General features: G+C 59.3%; 17 protein-coding genes. 8 read left to right on the top strand and 9 right to left on the bottom strand.

Annotated elements, in window-relative coordinates; genetic code table 11:
- Positions 1-23: 23 nt before the first annotated feature.
- A complete protein-coding gene (locus EOL43_RS09920) occupies positions 24-1,823 on the bottom strand; it encodes a Tad domain-containing protein (RefSeq protein ID WP_166636228.1) in 1,800 nt (599 codons plus the stop codon).
- Positions 1,824-2,297: 474 nt separating this feature from the next.
- On the opposite strand from EOL43_RS09920, the gene EOL43_RS09915 reads away from it, so the two are divergent.
- Entirely contained in the window at positions 2,298-3,728 is a 1,431-nt protein-coding gene (locus tag EOL43_RS09915; RefSeq protein ID WP_133488077.1) for a Glu/Leu/Phe/Val family dehydrogenase, read from the top strand.
- Between the two features lie 69 nt (positions 3,729-3,797).
- Here the strand turns inward: EOL43_RS09915 and EOL43_RS09910 are convergent, their stop codons facing one another.
- Positions 3,798-5,186, bottom strand: coding sequence for an N-acetylmuramoyl-L-alanine amidase (locus tag EOL43_RS09910; protein WP_240686522.1), 1,389 nt, complete (start codon positions 5,184-5,186; stop codon positions 3,798-3,800).
- A 12-nt stretch (positions 5,187-5,198) separates the two neighbouring features.
- Positions 5,199-5,966, bottom strand: coding sequence for a DsbA family protein (locus tag EOL43_RS09905; RefSeq protein WP_133488075.1), 768 nt, complete (start codon positions 5,964-5,966; stop codon positions 5,199-5,201).
- A gap of 254 nt (positions 5,967-6,220) precedes the next feature.
- Here EOL43_RS09905 and EOL43_RS09900 point away from each other — a divergent pair, with 254 nt between their 5' ends.
- Positions 6,221-7,360, top strand: a complete 1,140-nt coding sequence (locus EOL43_RS09900; RefSeq protein WP_133488073.1) for a pyridoxal phosphate-dependent aminotransferase — start codon at positions 6,221-6,223, stop codon at positions 7,358-7,360.
- A gap of 328 nt (positions 7,361-7,688) precedes the next feature.
- The gene (locus tag EOL43_RS09895) at positions 7,689-9,866 is read left to right on the top strand and encodes a Hint domain-containing protein (RefSeq protein WP_133488071.1); all 2,178 of its coding nucleotides are present in this window, start codon (positions 7,689-7,691) and stop codon (positions 9,864-9,866) included.
- A 54-nt stretch (positions 9,867-9,920) separates the two neighbouring features.
- On the opposite strand, the gene EOL43_RS09890 is transcribed toward EOL43_RS09895, so the two are convergent.
- From EOL43_RS09890 to EOL43_RS09875, 4 genes are all read right to left on the bottom strand, one after another.
- On the bottom strand, positions 9,921-10,373 hold the full coding sequence (locus EOL43_RS09890) for a c-type cytochrome (RefSeq protein WP_240686521.1): 453 nt from the start codon (positions 10,371-10,373) through the stop codon (positions 9,921-9,923).
- Positions 10,374-10,481: 108 nt separating this feature from the next.
- Positions 10,482-11,237: a gamma-glutamyl-gamma-aminobutyrate hydrolase family protein gene (locus EOL43_RS09885; protein WP_133488069.1), complete on the bottom strand. Its 756-nt coding sequence runs from the start codon at positions 11,235-11,237 to the stop codon at positions 10,482-10,484.
- A 106-nt stretch (positions 11,238-11,343) separates the two neighbouring features.
- A complete protein-coding gene (locus tag EOL43_RS09880; protein ID WP_133488067.1) occupies positions 11,344-11,772 on the bottom strand; it encodes a GlcG/HbpS family heme-binding protein in 429 nt (142 codons plus the stop codon).
- Between the two features lie 8 nt (positions 11,773-11,780).
- Positions 11,781-13,883 carry a malate synthase G gene (locus EOL43_RS09875; protein ID WP_133488065.1) on the bottom strand — a complete coding sequence of 701 codons (2,103 nt, stop codon included), beginning with the start codon at positions 13,881-13,883 and terminating at the stop codon, positions 11,781-11,783.
- A gap of 192 nt (positions 13,884-14,075) precedes the next feature.
- Between EOL43_RS09875 and pepN the strand changes: the two genes are divergently transcribed.
- Positions 14,076-16,628 carry an aminopeptidase N gene (pepN, locus tag EOL43_RS09870; RefSeq protein WP_133488063.1) on the top strand — a complete coding sequence of 851 codons (2,553 nt, stop codon included), beginning with the start codon at positions 14,076-14,078 and terminating at the stop codon, positions 16,626-16,628.
- 77 nt (positions 16,629-16,705) lie between these two features.
- Here the strand turns inward: pepN and EOL43_RS09865 are convergent, their stop codons facing one another.
- On the bottom strand, positions 16,706-17,302 hold the full coding sequence (locus EOL43_RS09865) for a transglycosylase SLT domain-containing protein (protein ID WP_133488061.1): 597 nt from the start codon (positions 17,300-17,302) through the stop codon (positions 16,706-16,708).
- A gap of 327 nt (positions 17,303-17,629) precedes the next feature.
- On the opposite strand from EOL43_RS09865, the gene gatB reads away from it, so the two are divergent.
- From gatB to EOL43_RS09850, 3 genes are all read left to right on the top strand, one after another.
- Complete coding sequence (gene gatB / locus EOL43_RS09860; protein WP_133488060.1) at positions 17,630-19,144, top strand: Asp-tRNA(Asn)/Glu-tRNA(Gln) amidotransferase subunit GatB; 1,515 nt, start codon at positions 17,630-17,632, stop codon at positions 19,142-19,144.
- An 88-nt stretch (positions 19,145-19,232) separates the two neighbouring features.
- Positions 19,233-20,912 (top strand): U32 family peptidase C-terminal domain-containing protein, encoded by a 1,680-nt coding sequence (locus tag EOL43_RS09855; RefSeq protein WP_240686520.1) that lies wholly within the window; start codon positions 19,233-19,235, stop codon positions 20,910-20,912.
- 100 nt (positions 20,913-21,012) lie between these two features.
- Positions 21,013-21,405: a DUF4177 domain-containing protein gene (locus EOL43_RS09850; RefSeq protein ID WP_133488058.1), complete on the top strand. Its 393-nt coding sequence runs from the start codon at positions 21,013-21,015 to the stop codon at positions 21,403-21,405.
- A 6-nt stretch (positions 21,406-21,411) separates the two neighbouring features.
- Here EOL43_RS09850 and EOL43_RS09845 read toward each other — a convergent pair whose 3' ends face one another.
- Entirely contained in the window at positions 21,412-21,669 is a 258-nt protein-coding gene (locus tag EOL43_RS09845; RefSeq protein ID WP_133488055.1) for a BolA family protein, read from the bottom strand.
- A 76-nt stretch (positions 21,670-21,745) separates the two neighbouring features.
- On the opposite strand from EOL43_RS09845, the gene EOL43_RS09840 reads away from it, so the two are divergent.
- Positions 21,746-22,372 (top strand): DnaJ domain-containing protein, encoded by a 627-nt coding sequence (locus EOL43_RS09840; RefSeq protein ID WP_133488053.1) that lies wholly within the window; start codon positions 21,746-21,748, stop codon positions 22,370-22,372.
- The last annotated feature ends 129 nt before the right edge of the window (positions 22,373-22,501 follow it).

The raw sequence follows: 22,501 nt of genomic DNA, 5'->3' as shown, positions 1-22,501 counted from the left end.
CACTCTATTGCCCGCCCGACTTGTTAATGCGTAAGACGAAGACGGTTGATGTCTTCGGCGATGCGACCAAACACCGTGGAAAGATCCAGGTTGGCATCGACTTTGTAATGCAAAAGCTTGCCGTCTTTGGTGGACGCACATTTCTGCATGGCGTCTGTTGCTGTATTCGGCGTTTCCATCTCGATCGTATAGATCGTCATGCCGGCCAGCTTGGCAGCATCGCATTGATCCAGCAGGCGCTTATCGATGGCCTTGATCGGATTGCCATTTGCGTCCACCGCGCCGCTGTTCTGGCTGTTGGAAATCAAGCGCCCTGGAATATTGACGCCGTTTGCATTCCGGTTCTTGAACACAGAATGCGCGTCCAGTTCGAACATGCGCCAGGTAAAACCAGCCGCCCAAAACTCTTCCCACGTCAGGCGCTCTGTCGTGTCATACCCGTCTGTTGTGCAATGCCAACTGCCATGGCGGTTCTGGATGCAATCCCGTGCGCCGTCCAGACCATACGGCTTGTCGCGACGCAAATAGGTCGGCATACCACGATGACCATTATAGTACTCACCTCGCGTTCTGGGCCGTTCGTCTGCGTCAAACCATATATAGGTATCGTCGTGATCGCTGTCGGGGTCATTGCCAATGTCGAGAACCGATATGATGTTCCTTTCATCATTGAACCAGAACAGAGACGGACCAGTCCGATAACCATCGACCAAGTGGTGGTGGTTGGTGTTTTGGCCGTCTGTCATCAGCACGACGAACTTTGACGACGCTGTCGTTGCGGGATCAAGGGGACGACTTGCAAACTCGCTGTGCACCTGCCCGTCGGCGATGAGATCCGTGATGGCCGGCTCCATCGCGTTATCCAGAAGCGCAACGCCCCACTTCATACCGATATCGATTGCGGTGTCCCCGCTGGCCTGAAGCGTCTTGATGCGCGCTTCCATATGCGCCGGGTTATCTTCAAGCGCGGACACTTCGCGCCAGCTGTCCGTATGGCAGGACAAATATGCATTTCGTCTGCCGAAGTCAGAGGCTGGAATTTGGAAATCCCCGCTAGATCTGCTGCCGCTTTGGAAGTACCGGAAGAACTTCGCGGCCTGCGTCACCGCCTTCTCTGGCTCGACACTCATGTCGACCTTCGGCACGACGGCAGTCTTGGTGAACTCGCTGTCCGGGAAATCAACACAATACGCATCCGTCTGCGCATCCTGACGATCAAACTTTCCAAGAATGGTTGCCCCTACATTCACCTGCGTCGAATACGGCACCAGCGACAGAGACGTCTTTTTGCTTTTGATCGTGCAGTCTTCCCAATTCGCAGGAGTTGCAGGGTTCTTCGCGTCGCACAGCAACAAGTTGGAGAACTCAGTCGCCGCTTTGCGCAGCTCTGAAATCTTCGACACCCCGTTTGACGAGTTATTCGCCATCGATCCGGACACGTCCACGACCAGCGAGATCTCGGTCAGCACGTTCGCCTTTGCGGCGCCGCCGCCTGCTGGCGCGGGCAAGCTGCTGACCCCGACATAGTTCAGGAATGGTGTATGGATGCTGCTGTTGGCAAACGCGCTTACACTCGTCCCGTCTTGGGCAACCAGAACTTTGATGTCCTCACGTTTGACGATCCCATCAAGCCCTGCCCGCTTGAAATAGTCCAGAACCACCTCTTTCCGGTCAGTTTCCTGATCCGGATGCGCAGCGGCCAACAGGGCGCGGTCCATTGTGGATTGAATTCGGGTGCGGTGCAGCTCGTGGCGCATCAAATCAATGGCCAGTCCCGAGAAGATCAGCATTGCCAGAAAAACAAGCAGAGAAAACCCGATCATCGCACCGTCTTCTTGCGCGATGAAGTCTCTTAAAACTAGAAGCGGTCTACGACGCGGACGCCGCGCTTTTGAATTCATTACCAACATACTCGTACGCTCCGAAGTATGAGCTCTCGCACCTTCCGCGACACCAAACTTCGTGCCGGACAAGGAAAATGCACCCATTCCCAGTAAGCTGGCATTTACCAAACTTCCTGTGTCAAAAATAAGGCATACCCAAGGTTACCTTTGCGTCACACTACTTAAAGTAGTTCAAAATGCAAGAACTGTTCGCGCCACCCGCTTAAATTGAGATCTGCGCCCTGATTGACCGCAAAACGGCAACAACCCCACCCTATCACGACCATTCGGTCGGGTATGTTATGGGGTGGCACTTTGGTCAATTCTTCATAACCTCTGTGTCGTAATGTCGCGGATCAAAACGATTCTGCGGCATCGCAGCAAAACAATGCAAAACCTGTACAGAGGTACAAAATGTCCCTTACGAATGAGCCGAGTTTTAGAGAGTCCGTTGAACTGATGTTCAATCGGGCAGCATCCCTGATGAACCTGCCATCCGGCCTGGAAGAAAAGATCCGGGTCTGTAACGCGACCTACACGGTCCGTTTTGGCGTGCGTCTGCGCGGCGAGATCAAGACGTTCACCGGCTATCGCTCTGTTCACTCAGAGCATATGGAACCCGTAAAAGGTGGCATTCGCTATGCCATTTCCGTGGATCAGGACGAGGTCGAGGCGCTGGCCTCGCTCATGACGTTCAAATGCGCACTGGTGGAAACGCCGTTTGGCGGCTCGAAAGGCGGGCTGTGCATCGATCCGCGCGAATATGAAGAGCACGAGTTGGAACTGATCACCCGTCGTTTCGCCTATGAGCTGGCAAAACGCGACCTGATCAACCCGTCGCAAAACGTCCCTGCCCCCGACATGGGCACCGGCGAGCGCGAGATGGCGTGGATCGCCGACCAATATGCCCGCATGAACACCACCGACATCAACGCGCGCGCCTGTGTGACCGGCAAACCGCCGCATGCGGGCGGGATTTCGGGCCGGGTCGAGGCAACCGGGCGCGGCGTGCAATATGCCCTGCGCGAGTTCTTCCGCCACCCCGAGGACGTGAAGATCGCGAACCTTGAAGGCAAGCTGAAAGACAAGCGCATCGTTGTGCAGGGGCTTGGCAATGTGGGCTACCACGCCGCGAAGTTCCTGTCGCATGAAGACGGCGCGCGGATCATCGCGATCATCGAGCGTGATGGCGCGTTGTATGATGCCAATGGTTTGGACGTTGAGGCCGTCCACCAGTGGATCTCGGGCCATGGCGGTGTGAAGGGCTTTGCAGACGCGCAATATGTCGAAAATGGTGCCGAGCTGCTGGAAATTGAGTGTGACATCCTGATCCCGGCGGCCCTTGAAGGCGTGATCAACCTGACCAATGCCGAGCGTGTTCAAGCCCCCTTGATCATCGAGGCCGCGAATGGCCCGATCACCTCGGGCGCGGACAAGGTTCTGCGTGACAAAGGAACGGTGATCATCCCCGACCTTTATGCCAACGCGGGCGGTGTGACCGTGTCCTATTTCGAATGGGTCAAGAACCTCAGCCACATCCGCTTTGGTCGCATGCAACGCCGTCAGGAAGAAGCCCGTCACCAGCTGGTGGTAGACGAGCTGGAGCGACTGGATCGCTATCTTGGCGACGCCTGGTCGATGTCGCCAGAGTTCAAAGAGAAGTACCTGCGCGGCGCAGACGAGCTTGAGCTGGTGCGCTCGGGTCTGGATGACACGATGCGCGTGGCCTATCAGTCCATGCGCGAAGTGTGGCATGCGCGCGATGACGTGGATGACTTGCGCATGGCCGCGTTCATCGTGGCGATTGACCGCATCGCGGCCAGCTATCGCGCCAAAGGTCTGTAAGACAGGAAAACAAGGAAAGGCCACTCATTGAGTGGCCTTTTTACTTTTATAACAGCGCCTTAAGCGTCTCTATTGACGTAAAAGATCAGCCTGACCTGCGTCCTGCAACACCCAGTATTGCAGCGCTTCCCGAATGCCCCGCGCCGCATCCGCCCGCCATTCACGCGAGGTCAGAAGCTTGCGGTCCCGCTCGGACGACAGGAAGCCAAGCTCGATCAGCACCGACGGAATATCCGCCGCTTTCAGGACCGAGAACCCGGCCTGCATGCGCGGGGTTTTATAGGTTGACCCAGTGGCGCTGTGGATCCCTTCGACAAGGCTGTCGGCCAAGGATTCGGCACGCGGTGCCGTGTCGGCCCGTGCCAAATCCATCAAAACCAGCGCCACCGCATCATCCTGCTGTGACAGGTCTACACCGGCCAGAATATCGCTGCGATCATGGCGTTCGGCCAGTTTGCGCGACGCCTCGTCCGAGGCTTCTTGCGACAGGGTATAGACGCTCGCCCCGGTCGCCCGCCCTTGCGCCAAAGCATCCGCGTGCAGCGACAGGAACACATCGGCGCCAGCCCGCCGCGCGATCGAGACACGCTCTTCCAACGGTACGAATTCGTCGCGGTCACGGGTCAGGACGACGTTGAAGCCCCCCGCGCGCACCAGCTCTTCCTTCAACTCGCGCGCAAAGCGCAGCATCAGATGGGCCTCGACCACGCCGCCCCGCTCGGCCCCCGGATCGATGCCGCCATGTCCGGGGTCCAGCACCACGGTCACATCACCGACCCCACGCTGGCGCGTTTTGGGCGCAGGCATGGGACGCGCCGGGCGGTCAAACAGGGCATCCTTGGGCGCCCCTGCCTTCGCCGCGAACTCCGCGCCCGAGACCGCCGCCAGATCAACACGCAGGCGCGCGCCCTCGACCCGCTGGGACACGGCCACGGGCTGTTCTTGGGTGGATAGACCAGCCGACACCACGTCGACCGGAGCATTCAAACTGAACACAATCCGCGTCCAGCCGGGACGGTAGAGCCCTGCATGAATGTCCGAAAACCAGTCGCCCTGAGCCAGAAGCTTTGGGATATCAATGCCCTGCCAGTCCAACTCTGAGAAATCCACGACCAGACGCCGGGGATCGTCCAAGGTGAACACACGCCACGGCACCGCCTGAGTCATCGGCACCTCGATGGCGACGCCGCGCCACCGGTCTTGAAGCGTGACGCCGTCACCCGCCAGATAGGCCAAGCCGCTCAGCGCAGCGGGGCTTTGGGTGGGGACGGACAGGACAGGTTCGACACTTTCCGCCGCACCGGTGGCCTCTTGAATAGGCGTCGCCTCGCCGGGGCGCGCCTTGGGATGAAGCGACGTTTCAGGCGCAAGCTCGCTGTTGGCCGCAGCCATGAGCGGGCACAGCGCAGCCAATACCGCGCCTACCAACCAGTTCCGGCGTCTTGATGTCAGCGGCACGATGGACACCGCTTACTGCGCCGCGCGGCCTGCCGCGATAATCTGCTGCATCTGTTCCAGTTCCATGAAGCCGCGCGCCATGGTGTCGTTCATGACAAAGGCCGGGGTGCCGGTGACTTGCAGCCGTTTGCCCAGCTCGCGGTTCTCGGTCAGGATGCGCTGCACTTCGGCCGAGGCCATGCCCGCCGCAATCGCCGCCCCGTCCAGCTCCAGATCATCGGCCAGTTCGACCAGACGGGCCTCGGTCACATTGCCACGCAGGGTGATCAACTCGTTGTGCAGAACCTCATAGGCCTCGGCGCCAAATAGCTGCTGGGCCGAGATGGCGAACTGCGCCGACATCAGGCTGCCTTCGCTGAGGATCGGGAACTCTTTCAGGATCAGACGGATGTTGCCGTCGGCAGCCAGAAGATCTTGCAGCACGCTATGGGCCTTGCGGCAGAAGCCACATTGGTAATCCACGAACTCGACAATCGTATAGTCCCCATCCGGGTTGCCCATCACATGCGAGAATCCGTCATTGAAGATCGCTTCGGCATTGACCTGAACCAAAGTCTTGTCTTGCTCGACCTGTTCCTGCGCCTGTCGCTGCTCCAATTCGGCGAAGACCTCGATCATCACTTCGGGATTGTCCAGAAGATAGGCGCGGATTTCGTCGCGCAGGGCATTGCGTTCGTCATCCGACAGGTTGGTCAGGTCCAGCGCGCTGGCTGGCAGGGCCGTCGCTGCAATCATGGTGGCGGTCAGGGCAGCTTTGCGCAGGGAAAAGGGAAATGTCATGCGATCGGGATCCTGTCTGGGCGCCCCAAGGGGGCTTTTATATTCAATGTTAACTCGGATGTAATCTATGGCGCGCGTGCTGCCAACCGTTGCGTCGCGTCCGACGCCGGGATCGGAGCCAATCTACGCACGCCACTGCCCCCGCTGCGACACCGACACCAGCTTGACTTCACAGGACGGGACAGGCAGGCAGGCGACACGATCGGGCACCGCCCTGCCCGCCCCAATTCTGCCGAGACCGCAATGAGGCCCAGATGAAAAACTCGACCCGTGGTAACGTTGATCCCTTTATTGTCATGGATGTGATGGAAGCCGCCCGCGCGGCCGAGGCCGAGGGCCGCCCAATCATCCATATGGAGGTCGGTCAGCCGTCGACACCCGCCCCCACAGCGGCGCGCGCCGCTTTGGTCGACGCGATGGAAAGCGACGCGCTGGGATATACTGTCGCACTGGGCCTGCCCGCCCTGCGCGAAGGCATCGCAAAGCTTTATAAAGATTGGTACAATCTGGACCTCAACCCCGAACGCGTTGTGGTCACCCCCGGTAGCTCGGGCGCCTTTATTCTGGCCTTCACCGCGCTGTTTGATGCGGGCGACAAGGTTGGCCTGGGCGAACCGGGATACCCCTCGTATCGGCAAATTCTGAAGGCGCTGGATCTGACCCCGGTCGGTTTGCCCACCAAGCCTGAAAACCGGCTACAACCTGTGCCGGCAGACATCCCCGATGGGCTGGCCGGCCTGATCACCGCCTCGCCCGCGAACCCGTCGGGGACCATGCTGGACCATGCCGCGCTGGGAGGACTGATCGACACCTGCCGCGCCAAGAACACCAGCTTCATCGCGGACGAGATCTATCACGGTCTGCAATATGAAGGGCGCGCGATTTCAGCGCTGGAAGTCTCGGATGACATCTACGTGATCAACAGCTTCTCGAAGTATTTCTCGATGACCGGGTGGCGCGTGGGCTGGATGGTCGTGCCCGAGGATCACATCCGTACCGTCGAGCGTTTGGCCCAGAACATGTTCATCTGCCCACCCCATGCCAGCCAGGTAGCAGCACTGGGCGCCCTAAACGCCCGTGACGAGTTGGACGCCAACCTCGCCACGTATCGCACCAACCGACAGCTGATGCTGGAGGAACTGCCCAAGGCGGGGTTCGACAAGATCGCGCCGCCGGACGGGGCCTTCTATATTTATGCCGATGTCAGCGCACATACCGATGACAGTCGTGCCTTTGCCGCCGAGATCCTCGAAAAAGCCGACATTGCCGTCACCCCCGGCATGGATTTCGATCCGATTCGCGGACACCAGACCCTGAGGTTCTCTTACGCCCGCTCAACGGCGGATATTCGCGAAGGATTGGCGCGTTTGAAGCGATTCATGGAACAGCGCTGATTCCGAATTTCACGCAAAACGTCGTCAATATCTGCGCGACTCAACCTTTGATGCGCACTTAGAAACAACGGCCTTCAACAACCTGTGATTTCCTCTAGGGAAAGGCTTAAATTTTAGTCACCCGCCTTGAAAATGTCTCAATCAGAATATTTTAAGAGCCCTGTCCTAGATTGAGTGGCGAGTATGTTTCGCTTGTCGGGTTTAGTCCCGCGTGTGAGACCGATTTTCGAGTAAACCACTTTCTCGGTGGCAGTTGTGAGTGTGGCGTTCAATGCCGGAGGGGTCCGGTCCGAGCGCTTGTTAATGAGTGAAAGACGGGGGAAGTTGCATGGCAACTTTGGACAATGCTATTTGGCTGACCGGTGCAGGCGGGACAGCCGTCGGCGGCACAACCACAATCAACGATGGACCGTATAGCACTGACGTAACTGCGTCATTCACGGGCAGTTGGGACGCGTCCCAAGGCGGGAACAACGTTTCCGAGTTTGGGGCCTTCGCGGTCTCATCGCCGATCACCGCTGACTATGAATTCTCGACCCCCGTCGAAAACCTGTCCTTCACCATCGATCACGTCAATGATGATGGCGCATCAACCTATGACGACTATTGGACCATCGCGGCCTATGACGCGGATGGCAATCTGATACCGGCCGACGACGTGATCGCCAGCCTGTCAGGAATTGATGACGAACTGATCATTACGAATGATGACGGGACGGTATCGATCCAGACCGAGGGCACAAACGCCAACGACATCGACGTCAACCTGTCTGGCCCGATCTCTCAGCTGGTTCTGACCTACGAACCCGGTCCGGATGCGCCGCAGACAGGTGGTTCGGGGATCTCGGACCTGACCTTCGACGTGCCTGCCCCGGATACGGATGGCGACGGCGTTGGGGATGATGTTGATCTTGATATCGATGGCGACGGCATCCTGAACGAAGACGAGATGGACAGCCCCTCGACCATCACAATTACCATTGATGGCGACCAATATGCAGATATCGATAACACCCGCTGGGAGCTACGCGATCCTGACGGAAACCTGATTGATTCAGGTACGGTCTCCGGTTCGGGCGTTCAAAGCTGGGATGTCCCTGTCGACGGTCTGGGCGATTATGAGTTCACCATTCTTGACGACTATGGCGACGGTCTGGCCGGCGGAGACACCGCCAGCTACTCGATCGCCGTAGATGGCACCACGGTCGTAGATAGCGGATCGAACCCGAATTTTGGCAATGGAACCACCGAAACATTCTCGGTCGAGGGCGTTGCGAAAGATACTGATGGTGACGGCATTGCCGACCACCTTGATCTGGACAGTGACAATGACGGCATTACCGACAATGTCGAGGCACAGAGCTCGGCGGGTTATGTTGCGCCGACCGGCAATGATGCCGACGGTGACGGGGTGGATGATGCCTATGATGCGACACCGACAACCGGTGCCGCCGGATCGAACGGTCTGACTGCGGTCGATACAGATGGCGATGGTGTTCTGGATTTCCTTGATCTGGACAGCGACAATGACGGCATCACGGACAACGTCGAGGCACAATCCACCGCAGGCTATGTCGCCCCCACCGGCAATGATAGCGATGGCGATGGCATTGACGATGCCTATGACGCCACCCCCACCTCTGGCTTGGCCGGATCCTTCGGCCTGACGCCCGAAGACACCGATGGGGACGGCACCGACGACTATCGGGATACGGACAGTGACAATGACGGCCTGACGGACGCCGAAGAAGCTGGACATGGCATTCTTCAGTCCGTCATCGACGCCTCGGGCGACGCGGATGGCGACGGCATCAAGGATGTGGTCGACGATGTCAGCGGCTGGGATGTCAATGACCTCGACGTAGACATTGCTGGTAATTTCTCGTTGCCGGATACGGATGGAGATCTGGGCTCGGGCGGCGATCTGGACTATCGCGACGTGATTTGCTTCACGACCGGCAGCCTGATCCTGACCGACCGCGGCGAACGCCCCATTGAAGAGCTGCGCGTGGGCGACATGGTGGTCACCCGCGACCACGGTCTGCAGCCTATTCGCTGGATCAGCCACACGACGACTGCTGGCGTTGGCCGTCTTGCGCCGATCCGGATCCAAGAAGGCGCGTTTGGCAACCACAGCGCGCTGATCGTCTCGCCCCAGCATCGCATGGTGTATGAGGGACCACAGGCCAGCCTTCTATTTGCGCAGCCCGAGGTCATGATCCCCGCAGTCCACCTGCTGCACAGCGGATGTGCCACGCAGACCGATGTGGACAGCGTGACCTACTATCACGTCATGTTCGATACGCATCAGGTGATCTTTGCCAACGGCGCCGCGACGGAAAGCTTCCACCCGGGGCATCAGGGTCTGAAAGCGGTTGATGAGGCCGCACGGGACGAGCTGTTCACTCTGTTCCCGGAACTGCGCAGCGAACCGCGCCAATATGGCGACACTGCGCGTATGGTGTTGAAGAAGTACGAAGCCCGCGTGCTGGACCTGACACGCTAGACTTCTCCAGAAGAACATCAGAAAGGCCCCAGATCGCTGGGGCCTTTTTTGCGTTCAGAGGATCCCGTTGGCGCGTTGGACTGCACGCAGATACTTCACGATCTCGGCAATCTCGGCACGGGTGATGCCCTCGACCGGAGGCATGTTACCAAATGTCCAGTGGTGGGCGCGTACGCCGACCTCAGCCGCGCGGAAGAAGGCGGCGTCCCCGTGATGCGAGGGTTCATAGATCTTGTGGATCAGCGGCGGGCCCGCGCCCTCGATCCCTCCAGCGGATGGCCCGTGACAGGCTGCACATTTTGCGGTGAAGGCGCGCGCGCCGACGGCATAGTCGCTTCCCAGATTAGGCAGGTTCACTTGAACCATCTCGGTAGGGACCGCATCAGATTGGGCCGCATCGCTCACTGGGTTGGGCGGAGCCACATCTGGCACCTGCCCAAACCCGATCCATGCCGCCACAGCCACCCCGGCAAGCGCCGCACCACCATAGAAATACGCAGGTTTCATTCAGATCCCGTCCTTGTCCAACCGTCATTTAAGACAGCGATACGGGTTCCAGCAGGGGGAAGGTCAACGGTGAACCGGCGGGAAACCAGCCAGGTCACAGGGATGTGATCAGGCCGCCTTGCCCGCAGCCCAGGCGCGCACAGCATCCCCGAACGCCGTAAACAACACGCGCGAGACCGGGTCTTCGGCGGCGCGATACTCTGGGTGCCACTGAACCGACAGTGTAAAGCCGGGCGCATCCTTGATCACGATGGCTTCGGGCGTGCCGTCATCGGCGTGACCTTCGATGATCACGCGTGGGCCCGAGGTCTTGATCCCCTGCCCGTGCAGCGTATTTGTCCGCACGGTTTCGCCCAGCAGATCGCAGAACACACCGCCCTTGTCGAAATGCACGTCGTGGCGAATGGCAAACTTTTCCTCAAGCGTCCCGTCCGGCGGCATCCGGTGGTTCATCCGCCCCGGAAGTTCGCGGATTTCAGGATAGAGCGAGCCGCCCATGGCGACATTGACCTCTTGAAAGCCCCGGCAGATCCCGAAGAACGGCTGTCCGCGATCGACACAGGCACGGATCAAGGGGAGCGTAATGGCATCCCGGCAGCGGTCAAATTCGCCATGCGCTTCGGTTTCATCTTCGCCATATTCCTCGGGATGGACATTGGGGCGCCCGCCGGTGAACAGGAAGCCGTCGCACGTCTCAAGCAGTTCGTCTACCGTGACAAAACGCGGGTCAGTGGGAACAATCAGGGGCAGACAGCCCGCAACCTGCGACACAGCTTCCGAGTTCATCGTGCCGCCCGCATGGGTCGGGTAGTTGTCATTCAGCAAATAGGAGTTGCCGATAATGCCGACAGTGGGGCGTTTCATGTCTGCTCCGACGCTTGTGATATATTCGTTTCCCGGAACGTAAAACAGCGCAAAGGGAAGTTCAAACCCCTTGCGCTGCCTGTTAACGGACTGTGATCGCAGGTGATCAGCCGTCGGCGGTCAGCCCGACGGATTTGATGCCGACTGTACCCGCTTCTAGGTCATTTTCCGAGGTGTCGCCGGTGACCCCGACGGCCCCGATCACCTCGCCCGCATCATTGCGCACCAGAATGCCACCCGGCACCGGCACCAGCTTGCCCTCATAGGCGGCACCAGCAGCGGCGATGAAATAGGCCTGCGCCTCGGCGCGGTCGCGTTGCGCGGTGCCACCGATCCCCAGCATGACCGAGCCATAGGCCTTGCCGCGTGCAATATCGAACCGGCCGGGAGGCGCCCCGTCAGCGCGTTCAAAGGCCAGCACATGACCGCCAGCGTCAACAACGACCACCGACAGCGGCTTCATACCCTTATCGCGACCATAGGCCATCGTGTCGTGAATAATGACGCGCGCTGCGTCCAACGTGATACGGTTCATAGTGTCCCTCAAGCCTCTGCTTTCTTTTCCAGACGACGTGCGTGCAGCACGGGTTCAGTATAGCCGGATGGCTGCACACGGCCCTTGAACACAAGGTCGCAGGCAGCGTGAAAGGCCACGCCGTCATATCCGGGCGCCATCGGCTGATAGCTGGGATCGCCCGCGTTTTGTGCGTCGACCTTCACGGCCATCTTGCGCAGGGCGGCCATCACCTCGCCTTCCGAGACAACGCCGTGATGCAGCCAGTTTGCCAGCGCTTGACTGGAAATCCGGCAGGTCGCGCGGTCTTCCATTAGGCCCACGTCGTGAATGTCCGGCACTTTCGAGCAGCCAACGCCCGCATCGATCCAGCGCACCACATAGCCCAGAATGCCTTGCGCGTTGTTTTCGATCTCTTCGCGGATTTCGTCCTCGGACCAGTTTACACCGGCAGCAACAGGGATGGTCAGCAAGTCTTCCAACGTGCCGCGCGCGCCTCCCTCCAGCAGTTCCTCTTGGCGGGCAAGAACGTCCACCTGATGGTAATGCGTCGCGTGCAGGGTCGCAGCCGTCGGGCTGGGCACCCAAGCGCAGTTCGCACCCGACATGGGGTGACCGATCTTCTGGTCCAGCATGTCCGCCATCCGATCCGGTGCGGCCCACATGCCCTTGCCGATCTGCGCCCTGCCCTTCAAGCCACAAGCCAGACCGATATCCACGTTGCGATCCTCGTAAGAGGCAATCCACGCCGCATTCTTCATTTCGCCCTTGCGGATCATCGGACCGGCTTCCATCGAGGTGTGGATTTCATCACCTGTGCGATCAAGGAAACCTGTATTGATGAAGGCCACGCGGTGCTTCGCGGCACGAATGCATTCTTTCAGGTTCGCCGAGGTGCGGCGTTCTTCGTCCATGATGCCCAGCTTCACGGTGTGACGCGGCAGGCCCAGCAACTCTTCCACCCGGTCAAAGATCTCGTCCGCGAAGGCAACCTCTTCCGGGCCGTGCATCTTGGGCTTCACCACATAAACCGAGCCGGTGACCGAGTTTCCGCCCTTGCGTTTCAAATCATGCATCGCGCAGAGCGTGGTGACCACGGCATCCATCAGCCCCTCGGGCACTTCCGAGCCATCGGGCAACAGGATCGCCGGGTTGGTCATCAGGTGCCCCACATTGCGCACCAGCATCAGGGCGCGGCCCTTCAGCGTGACCTCACCATCGGGGCCGTCAAACGTCAGATCGTCATTCAGCTTCCGCTCGAACGTTTTGCCGCCCTTGCTGACCTCTTCGGTCAGCGACCCATCCATCAGCCCCAGCCAGTTGGAATAGGCCAGCACCTTGTCCTCGGCATCCACCGCGGCCACACTGTCTTCGCAATCCATGATGGCCGACATGGCGCTTTCCAGCCGAACGTCAGACAGGCCCAGCGGGTCCGACGCGCCGATTTCGGTGGTGTCATCGAACTCAAGAATGATCTTCAAGCCGTTGTTTTCATAAAAGAAGAGCTTGTCACGACTGCCGAGGAACTGACCGGGCTTGGCCAAGGCGGGCGGTGTGTGTCCGATCCGCATGGCTTCGGCCCAGCTGCCATCGGCCAGCGGAAGAACGCCATCCAGAAAGCTTTTGGCCGCTGCGATGACGCGGGCACCACGGGCGGGATTATAGCCCTTACCTTCGGGCAGATCACCCAAAGCATCCGTGCCATAGAGCGCATCGTAGAGGCTCCCCCAACGCGCATTGGCCGCGTTCAGCGCATAGCGCGCGTTCATGATCGGCACGACCAGTTGCGGACCGGGGATCAGGGCAATCTCGGGGTCGGTGTTTTCGGTCTCGATCGCAAAGTCCGGGCCTTCCGGCACCAAGTATCCGATCTCTTCCAGAAAGGTACGATAAGCAGCGGCATCGTGGGGCTGTCCCGCACGGGCTTTGTGCCACGCATCCAGCTGCCGCTGAATCTCTGCGCGTTTCTCAAGTAGCGCCCGGTTCTTCGGGGCCAGATCGGTCAGGATCTGCGCAAAACCGCTCCAGAAATCGTCATAGCGCAGTGCCGTTCCCGCCAGCGCGCGTGTTTCCAGAAAGCGGCCAAGTTCGCGATGAACCTGAAGCCCTGCCCGTTCGATATAGTCGCTCATGTCGAAACCCCTCGTATACCTCTGTATGCACCCTAGAGTTTCCGATACGAAACCAATGCGCAAGTGGGTTTATTTTGACCTCGGTTAAGCAAAGCTTATCTGAGCCTCGCCAACATGACGTCTGGACGGGCTTGCAGCCCTGCACTCCCGTGCCTAGATTTCGGGTCTGGACTTAAGCCCGAAGGATTTCTGATGAAAGACGCTGCCCCCCAACCGATCTATCTGGCCGACTACACGCCCCCTGCTTACCTGATCGACGGGGTCGAGCTGGTCTTTCACCTGCATCCTACTGCGACGCGGGTGGTGTCGACAATCCGGTTCAGGCCGAACCCGGACGCAGTATCCAAAGAATTTTTCTTGCATGGCGAAGGGCTTACCCTGATCCGCGCGGCCATCGACGGAACAGACATCACGCCCGAACTGGTCGACGGCGGCTTGCAAGCAGACGTACCTGACGCGCCTTTCGTTTGGGAGGCCGAGGTCGAAATCAGCCCAGAAACCAACACCGCGCTCGAAGGGCTTTACATGTCGAACGGCATGTATTGCACCCAGTGCGAGGCCGAGGGTTTCCGCCGCATCACCTATTACCCCGACCGCCCGGACGTTATGGCCCCCTTCAAGGTGCGCATTGAAGGCAGCGAGCCCGTGATGCTGTCCAACGGCAACCCGGTCGCTTCGGGCGACGGTTGGGCCGAATGGGACGATCCGTGGCCCAAGCCCGCCTATCTGTTCGCGCTGGTCGCAGGCGATCTTGTGGCGCGCGATGACAGCTTCACCACCATGTCCGGCAAGGATGTGGACCTGAAGCTGTGGGTGCGCCCCGGTGACGAGGGCAAAACCGCGTTCGGGATGCAAGCGCTGAAGGATTCGATGAAATGGGATGAAGAGGTTTACGGGCGCGAGTATGACCTCGACATCTTCCAGATCGTCGCCGTGTCTGACTTCAACATGGGCGCGATGGAGAACAAGGGGTTGAACATCTTCAACACCTCGGCGGTTCTTGCGTCGCCCGAAACCTCCACGGACGCGAATTTCGAACGGATCGAGGCCATCATCGCGCATGAGTATTTCCACAACTGGACCGGCAACCGCATCACCTGTCGCGACTGGTTCCAGTTGAGCCTGAAAGAAGGGCTGACAGTGTTCCGCGATCAGCAGTTCTCGGGCGATATGCGGTCGGAAGCGGTGTGTCGGATCAACGATGTCTCTGCGCTTCGTGGTCGTCAGTTCCGTGAAGATAACGGCCCGCTGGCGCACCAAGTGCAGCCCGACAGTTTTGTCGAGATCAACAATTTCTACACGGCCACGATCTATGAAAAAGGGGCCGAGCTGATCCGTATGTTGCGGGTTTTGGTGGGCAATGATGCCTATGACAAAGCGCTGGATCTGTATTTCTCCCGCCACGATGGCGAGGCCGCGACGATCGAGGATTGGGTAAAGGTCTTTGAAGACAGCACCGGGCGCGATCTGACGCAGTTCCGCCGCTGGTACAAACAGGCCGGCACGCCGCGCGTCGCCGTGTCGGAAGACTGGGCTGACGGCACCTATACGTTGACCTTCAAGCAGTCGACGCCCCCGACCCCCGGTCAGGACGAGAAACTGCCGCAGCACATCCCGCTGGCCGTGGGCCTTCTGGGTCCCAATGGCGACGAGGTGCAGTCGACGCAGATCCTTGAGATGACCGAGGCCGAGCAAAGTTTCACCTTCGAGGGGCTGGCCGCGAAGCCCACACCCTCGATCCTGCGCCACTTCTCGGCGCCGGTGATCCTAGAGCGGGAAACCTCGGCCCAAGAACGCGCCTTCCTGCTGGCCCATGACACCGACCCGTTCAACAAGTGGGAAGCAGGCCGGACGCTGGCCCGGGACGTGTTGATCGCCCTGATCACTGGCGAGGACGCCCCGCTGGATGACTATCTGCATGCCATCGCGGTGATGCTGCGCGACGACAGCCTAGATCCCGCCTTCCGTGCGCTCACCCTTGGCTTGCCCGGTCAGGACGATCTGGCGCAGACGCTGTTCGACGCGGGCGTCACCCCCGATCCGATGAAGATCTACCGCGCAAAGCAGACGCTGTGGCAAGCAATGGCCGAGCATCTGCAGGACCTACTTCCCCGTCTGATGGCGGAAATGGAGGTGACCGCCCCGTTCCAGCCCAACGCTGATCAAGCGGGCAAACGCGCGCTGGGGCTGGGGCTGATGAACCTTTTGAACCGTCTGGACGGCGGCGCGGCGGCGCAGGCGCTTTATGATCGGGCCGACAACATGACGCTTCGGCTGGGTGCGCTCGGGCTTTTGTTGCAGGCCCAGAAAGGCGACACGGCGCTGGCGGATTTCCGGGAGCGGTTCGAAACTGACGAGTTGGTGATGGACAAATGGTTCGCCATGCAGGTGACCCATTCCGCGCCGGAAGACACGGCTGATATCGTTGCCAAACTGACCGAAGACAGCGCCTTCAACTGGAAGAACCCGAACCGTTTCCGCGCGGTGTTTGGCGCGTTTATCATGAACCCGGCGGGCTTCCACAACGCGTCTGGCGCGGGCTACAAACTGTTTGCCGATTGGCTGATCAAGCTGGACCCTGTGAACCCGCAGATCACAGCGCGCATGTCGTCAGGGTTTGAGACATGGCGGCGCTATGACGCCGACCGACAGGCGATGATGAAAGCCCAGATCGAGCGGGTTCTGGCGACGGACGGCCTGAGCCGCGACAGTCAGGAAATGCTGGGACGCATCCTGAACGGTTAAACAAAAAAAGGCGGGAATTTCCCGCCTTTTCTATTTCAACCGACCCCAAGGGCCGTCTTTAAGGTTTTAATCCGGGATTAGCCCGCAGTGCAGTAGTTCTGCTCGCGCACCCATTCACGCATTTGCTCGCGCTTGCGCTTGGAATGGAACGGGCCCCAGTCGGCGGCCACACCCTTCATCCCGCGCGACACCACGTTGTCACGCGGTACGGTCACGGCCATGATGCGCACGGCGCAGGACAGGTTCATCTCGCCGTTCTTCAGCGCCTCGCCCGAGCGGGCTTCGCAGCCATAGCCGCGCGCAGTTGCGGGCAGGATCTGCACCAGCCCGTACCACTTGCCGCCACCGCCGACAGCCGTCTGGCGCCATGTGCTTTCATAGAAGGACAGCGTGGACAGAAGCCCCGCCCAGAACGCGTTACGCCCTGCCGTGTCCTGATTTTCGTAATCCGGGCACCACTCGGCGATGTCCGCCGGGACGACTTCTGCCAGAACGGTTCCGTGATTTTCCAATGCAGCGATGGTCGCTTCGGTCCAGGCTTTCGCCTGCGGCTTCTCATCCCACTGCATAGTTAGTACCGGCTGACGCGACGCGCGCGAGCCAAAAAAGTCCTCGGCCATAACGGCGTCCGACAGCATCACTGTCGCCACAAGGCCCATCATAATCCGTTTCATTTTTCCCACCTACGTTTGGTACAGACGGTCCCCCCGGTGTCTGATCAGGGGGGAATAGGACTGTTGGTTGCGTATTGCAACACTTTTTTCGCCGCAGCGCAGCAATGGGCTATGACTTGCTGATATGCCTTATTTGCAAGGCTGGTATGCATTCTTATTCACAGGTGAAATAAACCAAATACTCTCGGCAGGTTAGCAATCCTTCTGCGGCGCAGCATATCCATTTCTCGCCACAAAACCTCGAACCTTCCTGCGCGCCTGCCCTCTTGCCCCTTCCCGTCACCTCAACTAGAACCCGGACAGGTTTTGACACTTGGGAAAACACACATGCTTGATCATCTCGCCTATGAAAGCCCGCAGCCGAAAGTGATTGCAGGGGCGAAGGAAGACTGGGAACTGGTCATCGGGATGGAAATCCACGCGCAGGTCAGCTCGAACGCGAAGCTGTTTTCGGGCGCATCGACGAAGTTCGGCGCCGAGCCGAACTCGAACGTGGCTTTCGTGGACAGCGCCATGCCCGGCATGCTGCCCGTGATCAACGAATATTGTGTGGAACAGGCCGTGCGTACCGGTCTGGGCCTGAAGGCGGACATCAACCTGTTCTCGGCCTTTGACCGCAAAAACTATTTCTATCCGGATCTGCCGCAGGGCTATCAGATCTCGCAGCTGTATCACCCCATCGTTGGCGAAGGCGAAGTGATCGTGGATATGGGCCCGGGCGTGGCCCGCAAGGTGCGCATCGAGCGTATCCACCTTGAACAAGACGCCGGTAAGTCCGTGCATGACATGGACCCCAACATGTCCTTCGTCGACCTGAACCGTACCGGTGTAGCGCTGATGGAGATCGTCAGCCGTCCCGACATTCGCGGGCCCGAGGAAGCCGCCGCATATGTGACCAAACTGCGCCAGATCCTGCGCTATCTGGGCACCTGTGATGGCAACATGCAAAACGGCAACCTGCGCGCGGACGTGAACGTTTCGGTCTGCCGTCCGGGTCAGTACGAGAAATATCAGGAAACGCAAGATTTCTCGCATCTGGGGACCCGTTGCGAGATCAAGAACATGAACTCGATGCGCTTCATTCAAGCGGCCATCGACTATGAAGCCAAACGCCAGATCGCCATTCTGGAAGATGGGGGCGAGGTCGTTCAAGAAACCCGTCTCTATGACGCGGACAAGAACGAAACTCGCTCGATGCGCTCGAAGGAAGAAGCCCACGACTATCGCTACTTCCCCTGCCCTGATCTTCTGCCGCTGGAGATCGAGCAAGAGTGGGTGGACGATATCGCCAAGACCCTGCCGGAACTGCCGGACGAGAAGAAAGCCCGCTTCGTGACCGATTTCGGCCTGTCGGAATATGACGCCGACGTGCTGACCGCCGAGGCCGAGAACGCCGCCTTCTTTGAAGCCGTGGCCGAGGGCAATGACGGCAAGCTGGCCGCCAACTGGGTGATCAACGAGCTGTTTGGCCGTCTGAAGAAAGAAGATCACTCGATCAAGGAAAGCCCGGTTAGCCCGGAACAGCTGGGTGGCATCATCAAGCTGATCGCCAAGGGCGACATCTCAGGCAAGATCGCCAAGGACCTGTTTGAAATCGTCTATACAGAAGGTGGCGACCCGGCCGAGATCGTGGAAGCCCGCGGCATGAAGCAGGTCACCGACACCGGCGCCATCGAAGCCGCCGTGGACGAGGTGATCGCCGCCAACCCCGCTCAGGTCGAGAAAGCCAAACAGAACCCGAAACTGGTTGGGTTCTTCGTCGGTCAGGTGATGAAAGCCACCGGCGGCAAGGCCAACCCGAAGGCGGTGAATGAAATCGTGACGGCCAAGCTGGGCCTCTGATTTTAAACGACAATTTGCGATGAAGGCCCCTATGCGGGGCCTTTGCCATTTCTCTAACCCGCGACTGCGCGAACACACGGGTGATAAGATGACGGAACAGAATATGGAACGCCGGTCAGAGCTTTTGATGCCTGCGGGCAACCTGCGGAAACTGAAAATGGCCGTGCTGTATGGCGCGGACGCGGTGTATCTGGGGACGCCGGATATGTCGCTGCGCACCAAGTCGCAATTCTCGCTGGAAGAGGTGATCGAGGGCGTTCAGTTCTGCCACGATCACGGCCGCCGCGCCTATCTGACGCTGAACCTGTTTAGCCATAACAAAGACATTCCGAAGCTGGACGAATATATCGACACAGTGCGCAAGGTGAAGCCCGACGGGCTGATCATCGCGGATCCCGGCGTGTTTCAGTATGTAAAGACCCGCGCGCCGGAGCTGCCGCTACATATCTCGACGCAGGCCAATGTCTGTTCGTGGCTGTCGGTGAAATTCTGGGAAGATCAGGGGGCCGAACTGGTCGTTCTGGCCCGTGAAGTGTCCTACCCCGAGCTGGTGGAAATCCGCGAAGAATGCCCAGATGTGAAGCTGGAAGCCTTCGTTCACGGCGCTATGTGCATGACCTATTCGGGTCGTTGTCTGCTGTCCAACTTCATGGCCGAACGCGGCGCGAACCAAGGCAACTGCGCGAACTCGTGCCGTTGGAACTATGGTGTTCGGATGCGTCTGAAAGACGGCACGATCGAAGACCTGAACATCACCGAAGACAACGCCGATATGTTCGAGTTTCTGCTGGAAGAAGGCTGCCGCCCCGGTGAATTCATGCCGATCGAGGAAGACGGACGCGGGTCCTACATCCTGAACTCGCGCGATCTGTGCATCATGCCGAAGCTGGACGAGTATCTGAAGATCGGCGTCGATAGCCTGAAGGTCGAAGGGCGTGGCAAGTCTGAGTACTACTGCGCCATCGTCGCCCGCGCCTATCGCATGGCGATTGATGACTATTACGCGGACCCGGAAAACTGGGATCCGAAACCCTATATGCGCGAGCTGGAGGCCGTTGGAAACCGTGGCTATACGCTGGCCTTCCACGAGGGGCGCCTGACCAACTATGCCCATGACTACGAGCACACCGCATCGCTGGCACAGTGGGAATATGCGGGCGTTGTGACGGATGTGACCGAGGATGCGTTCCTGGTCGAAGTGAAGAACAAGCTGGAGGCCGGTGAGGTGCTGGAATTCATCTCGCCCATCGCGCGCGAGACAGTTTTGCTGCGGATGTACGAGTTCGAGGACTACCACAAGGGCGACATCAAAGACGTCGTCCATGGCAGCACCAAAACCACCATCCGCGTGCCCTTCGCCCTGTTCGATCACGAGGATCTGGACGATCTGAAGGCCCGCTTCCCCGCCTTTACCGTGTTGCGCAAAGAAAAGGCGCTGACGGACGAGCAATGGAAGCGCATCCGCTTTGACAAGCTAACGCAAGGGCTTGAAATGTCGGGCAAAGAGAACACGAAAGCCTATGAAAAGCGCCGCGATGATCTGGCGGACGCGATTGCCGCCGATGGCCGCGAGACCCGCCTGAAAACCAACCGTGTGGGCGCCGATGGCTGCTGTGGTAAAGGCTGCAACGGCTGCCTGATCTTCTGGCAAGGCGACGAATACGCCCGCGCCCGCGAGGTGCTGTTGAAGCGCAAGCAAGGCGAACAGCTGTCGCGTGCCGAGGCCGCTGCCTTGAAGCAGGACGCACCCCCGCGTCTGGTGGGCTAACCAGACAGGGGCAATCCGCCACCCACGCATCCCCCTCTTGGCCCCTAGGCCGAAAACCGTTTATACGGCCTAAAGCCGGACAAATTGAAAAGGTCAGTCCATGACGATCTACGAATACCAAGTGATCCCCGCCCCGCGCAAAGGCAAGAAAGCCCGTGGCGTCAAAGGATCCGAGGCCCGTTTCGCCCTTGCCATTCAAGAGGTCCTGAACGAGGCCAGTGCAGAAGGCTGGGAATATCTGCGCACCGATACGCTGCCCAGCGAAGAGCGCTCGGGCCTGACGGGGCGCACCACCGTGTATCAGAACATGCTGGTCTTCCGCCGCCCCGCCGAAGATCGGACCGACGAACAAGCCGCAGATGCAGATTTCGCTGCCGTGACGGCGGTCGCCGACGAGGACACCGAGGAAAACAACGCGCCAAGCTTGCCGTCCGCCACAGAGGCGAACGACCCCAGCGATGCGGCCCCCAGCGTTGACCGCGACGACCGCTAAGCCTGTTTAGCCGGAGATTTCAAGCGCCAGGGCGTGGATCTCGGACACCAGATCTGCGCCTAGAGCTTTGTGCACGGCGCGATGGCGCGCGATCCGGGACATATCGGCGAATTGTGGCGCACGGATGATCACGCGAAAATGGCTTTCACCACCGTCTTGATACCCGGCGTGACCGCGATGCTGTTCGCTTTCATCAATGACTTCAAGATGTTCCGGGGCAAACACCGCGTTCAGCGCCTGATGAATTCGTTCTGATCTGTTCATTTCTTGTCCGTTCCCTCTTCAATCCCGGTGAAAAAGCACTAAACTCTCGGGTCCGAGTCGAAAAGAGTAGAATAAGATGCCCAACGACGATCCTTTTGGTTTTGACATGTCGGTCTCTGCGGCCAAGAAACGCAATCCGCGCGGCAAGCGTGGGATGTCTGGTGCGTTCGAGACTTCGAAACGTGTGTGCGAACACCCCGGCTGCAATGAGGCCGGCCAGTACCGCGCGCCCCGCTCGCCCGATCATTTGGACGAGTTCAAATGGTTCTGTAAGGAGCATGTGCGCGAGTATAACCTCAAGTGGAATTTCTTTGACGGTGCCACCGAAGAAGAGATGAACGAACAGGCTGACAAGGACCGCGTATGGGAACGCGAAACCAAGCCCTTCGGAACCAAGGACGAACAGCGCGCTTGGGCCCGTCTGGGCGTGGACGACCCGCATCAGGTTCTGGGCGCCAACGCCACGCAGAACCCCGGCAAGTCGATCACCGGCACCCGCAAGTTGCCGCCCACGGAACGCCGCGCAATCGACATTCTGGAAGCCAAGGATCACTGGACCAAGGCCGAGATCCGCAAGTCCTATAAGAAGCTGATCAAGGTGCTGCACCCGGATATGAACGGTGGTGACCGGTCGCAGGAAGAGCAACTGCAAGAGGTTCGCTGGGCCTGGGATCAGATCAAGGAAAGCCGTAGCTTCAAGTAAGCGCTAGCTGGGCCTATCCCGCGTGATAGCCATACTCAAACAACTTAAAGGGGGCGCAACCGCCCTCTTCAAAAGCTGATTTTTTGACCAAACGGTCAGACCAGACACGCAACGTCATTAGGGCCAGCT

Origin of the sequence: Aliiroseovarius marinus, assembly GCF_004360145.1 — a bacterium.
Taxonomy (GTDB): Bacteria; Pseudomonadota; Alphaproteobacteria; order Rhodobacterales; family Rhodobacteraceae; genus Aliiroseovarius; species Aliiroseovarius marinus.
Note: the sequence above shows the minus strand (reverse complement) of the source record. Positions and strands in the feature narration are given on the sequence as shown.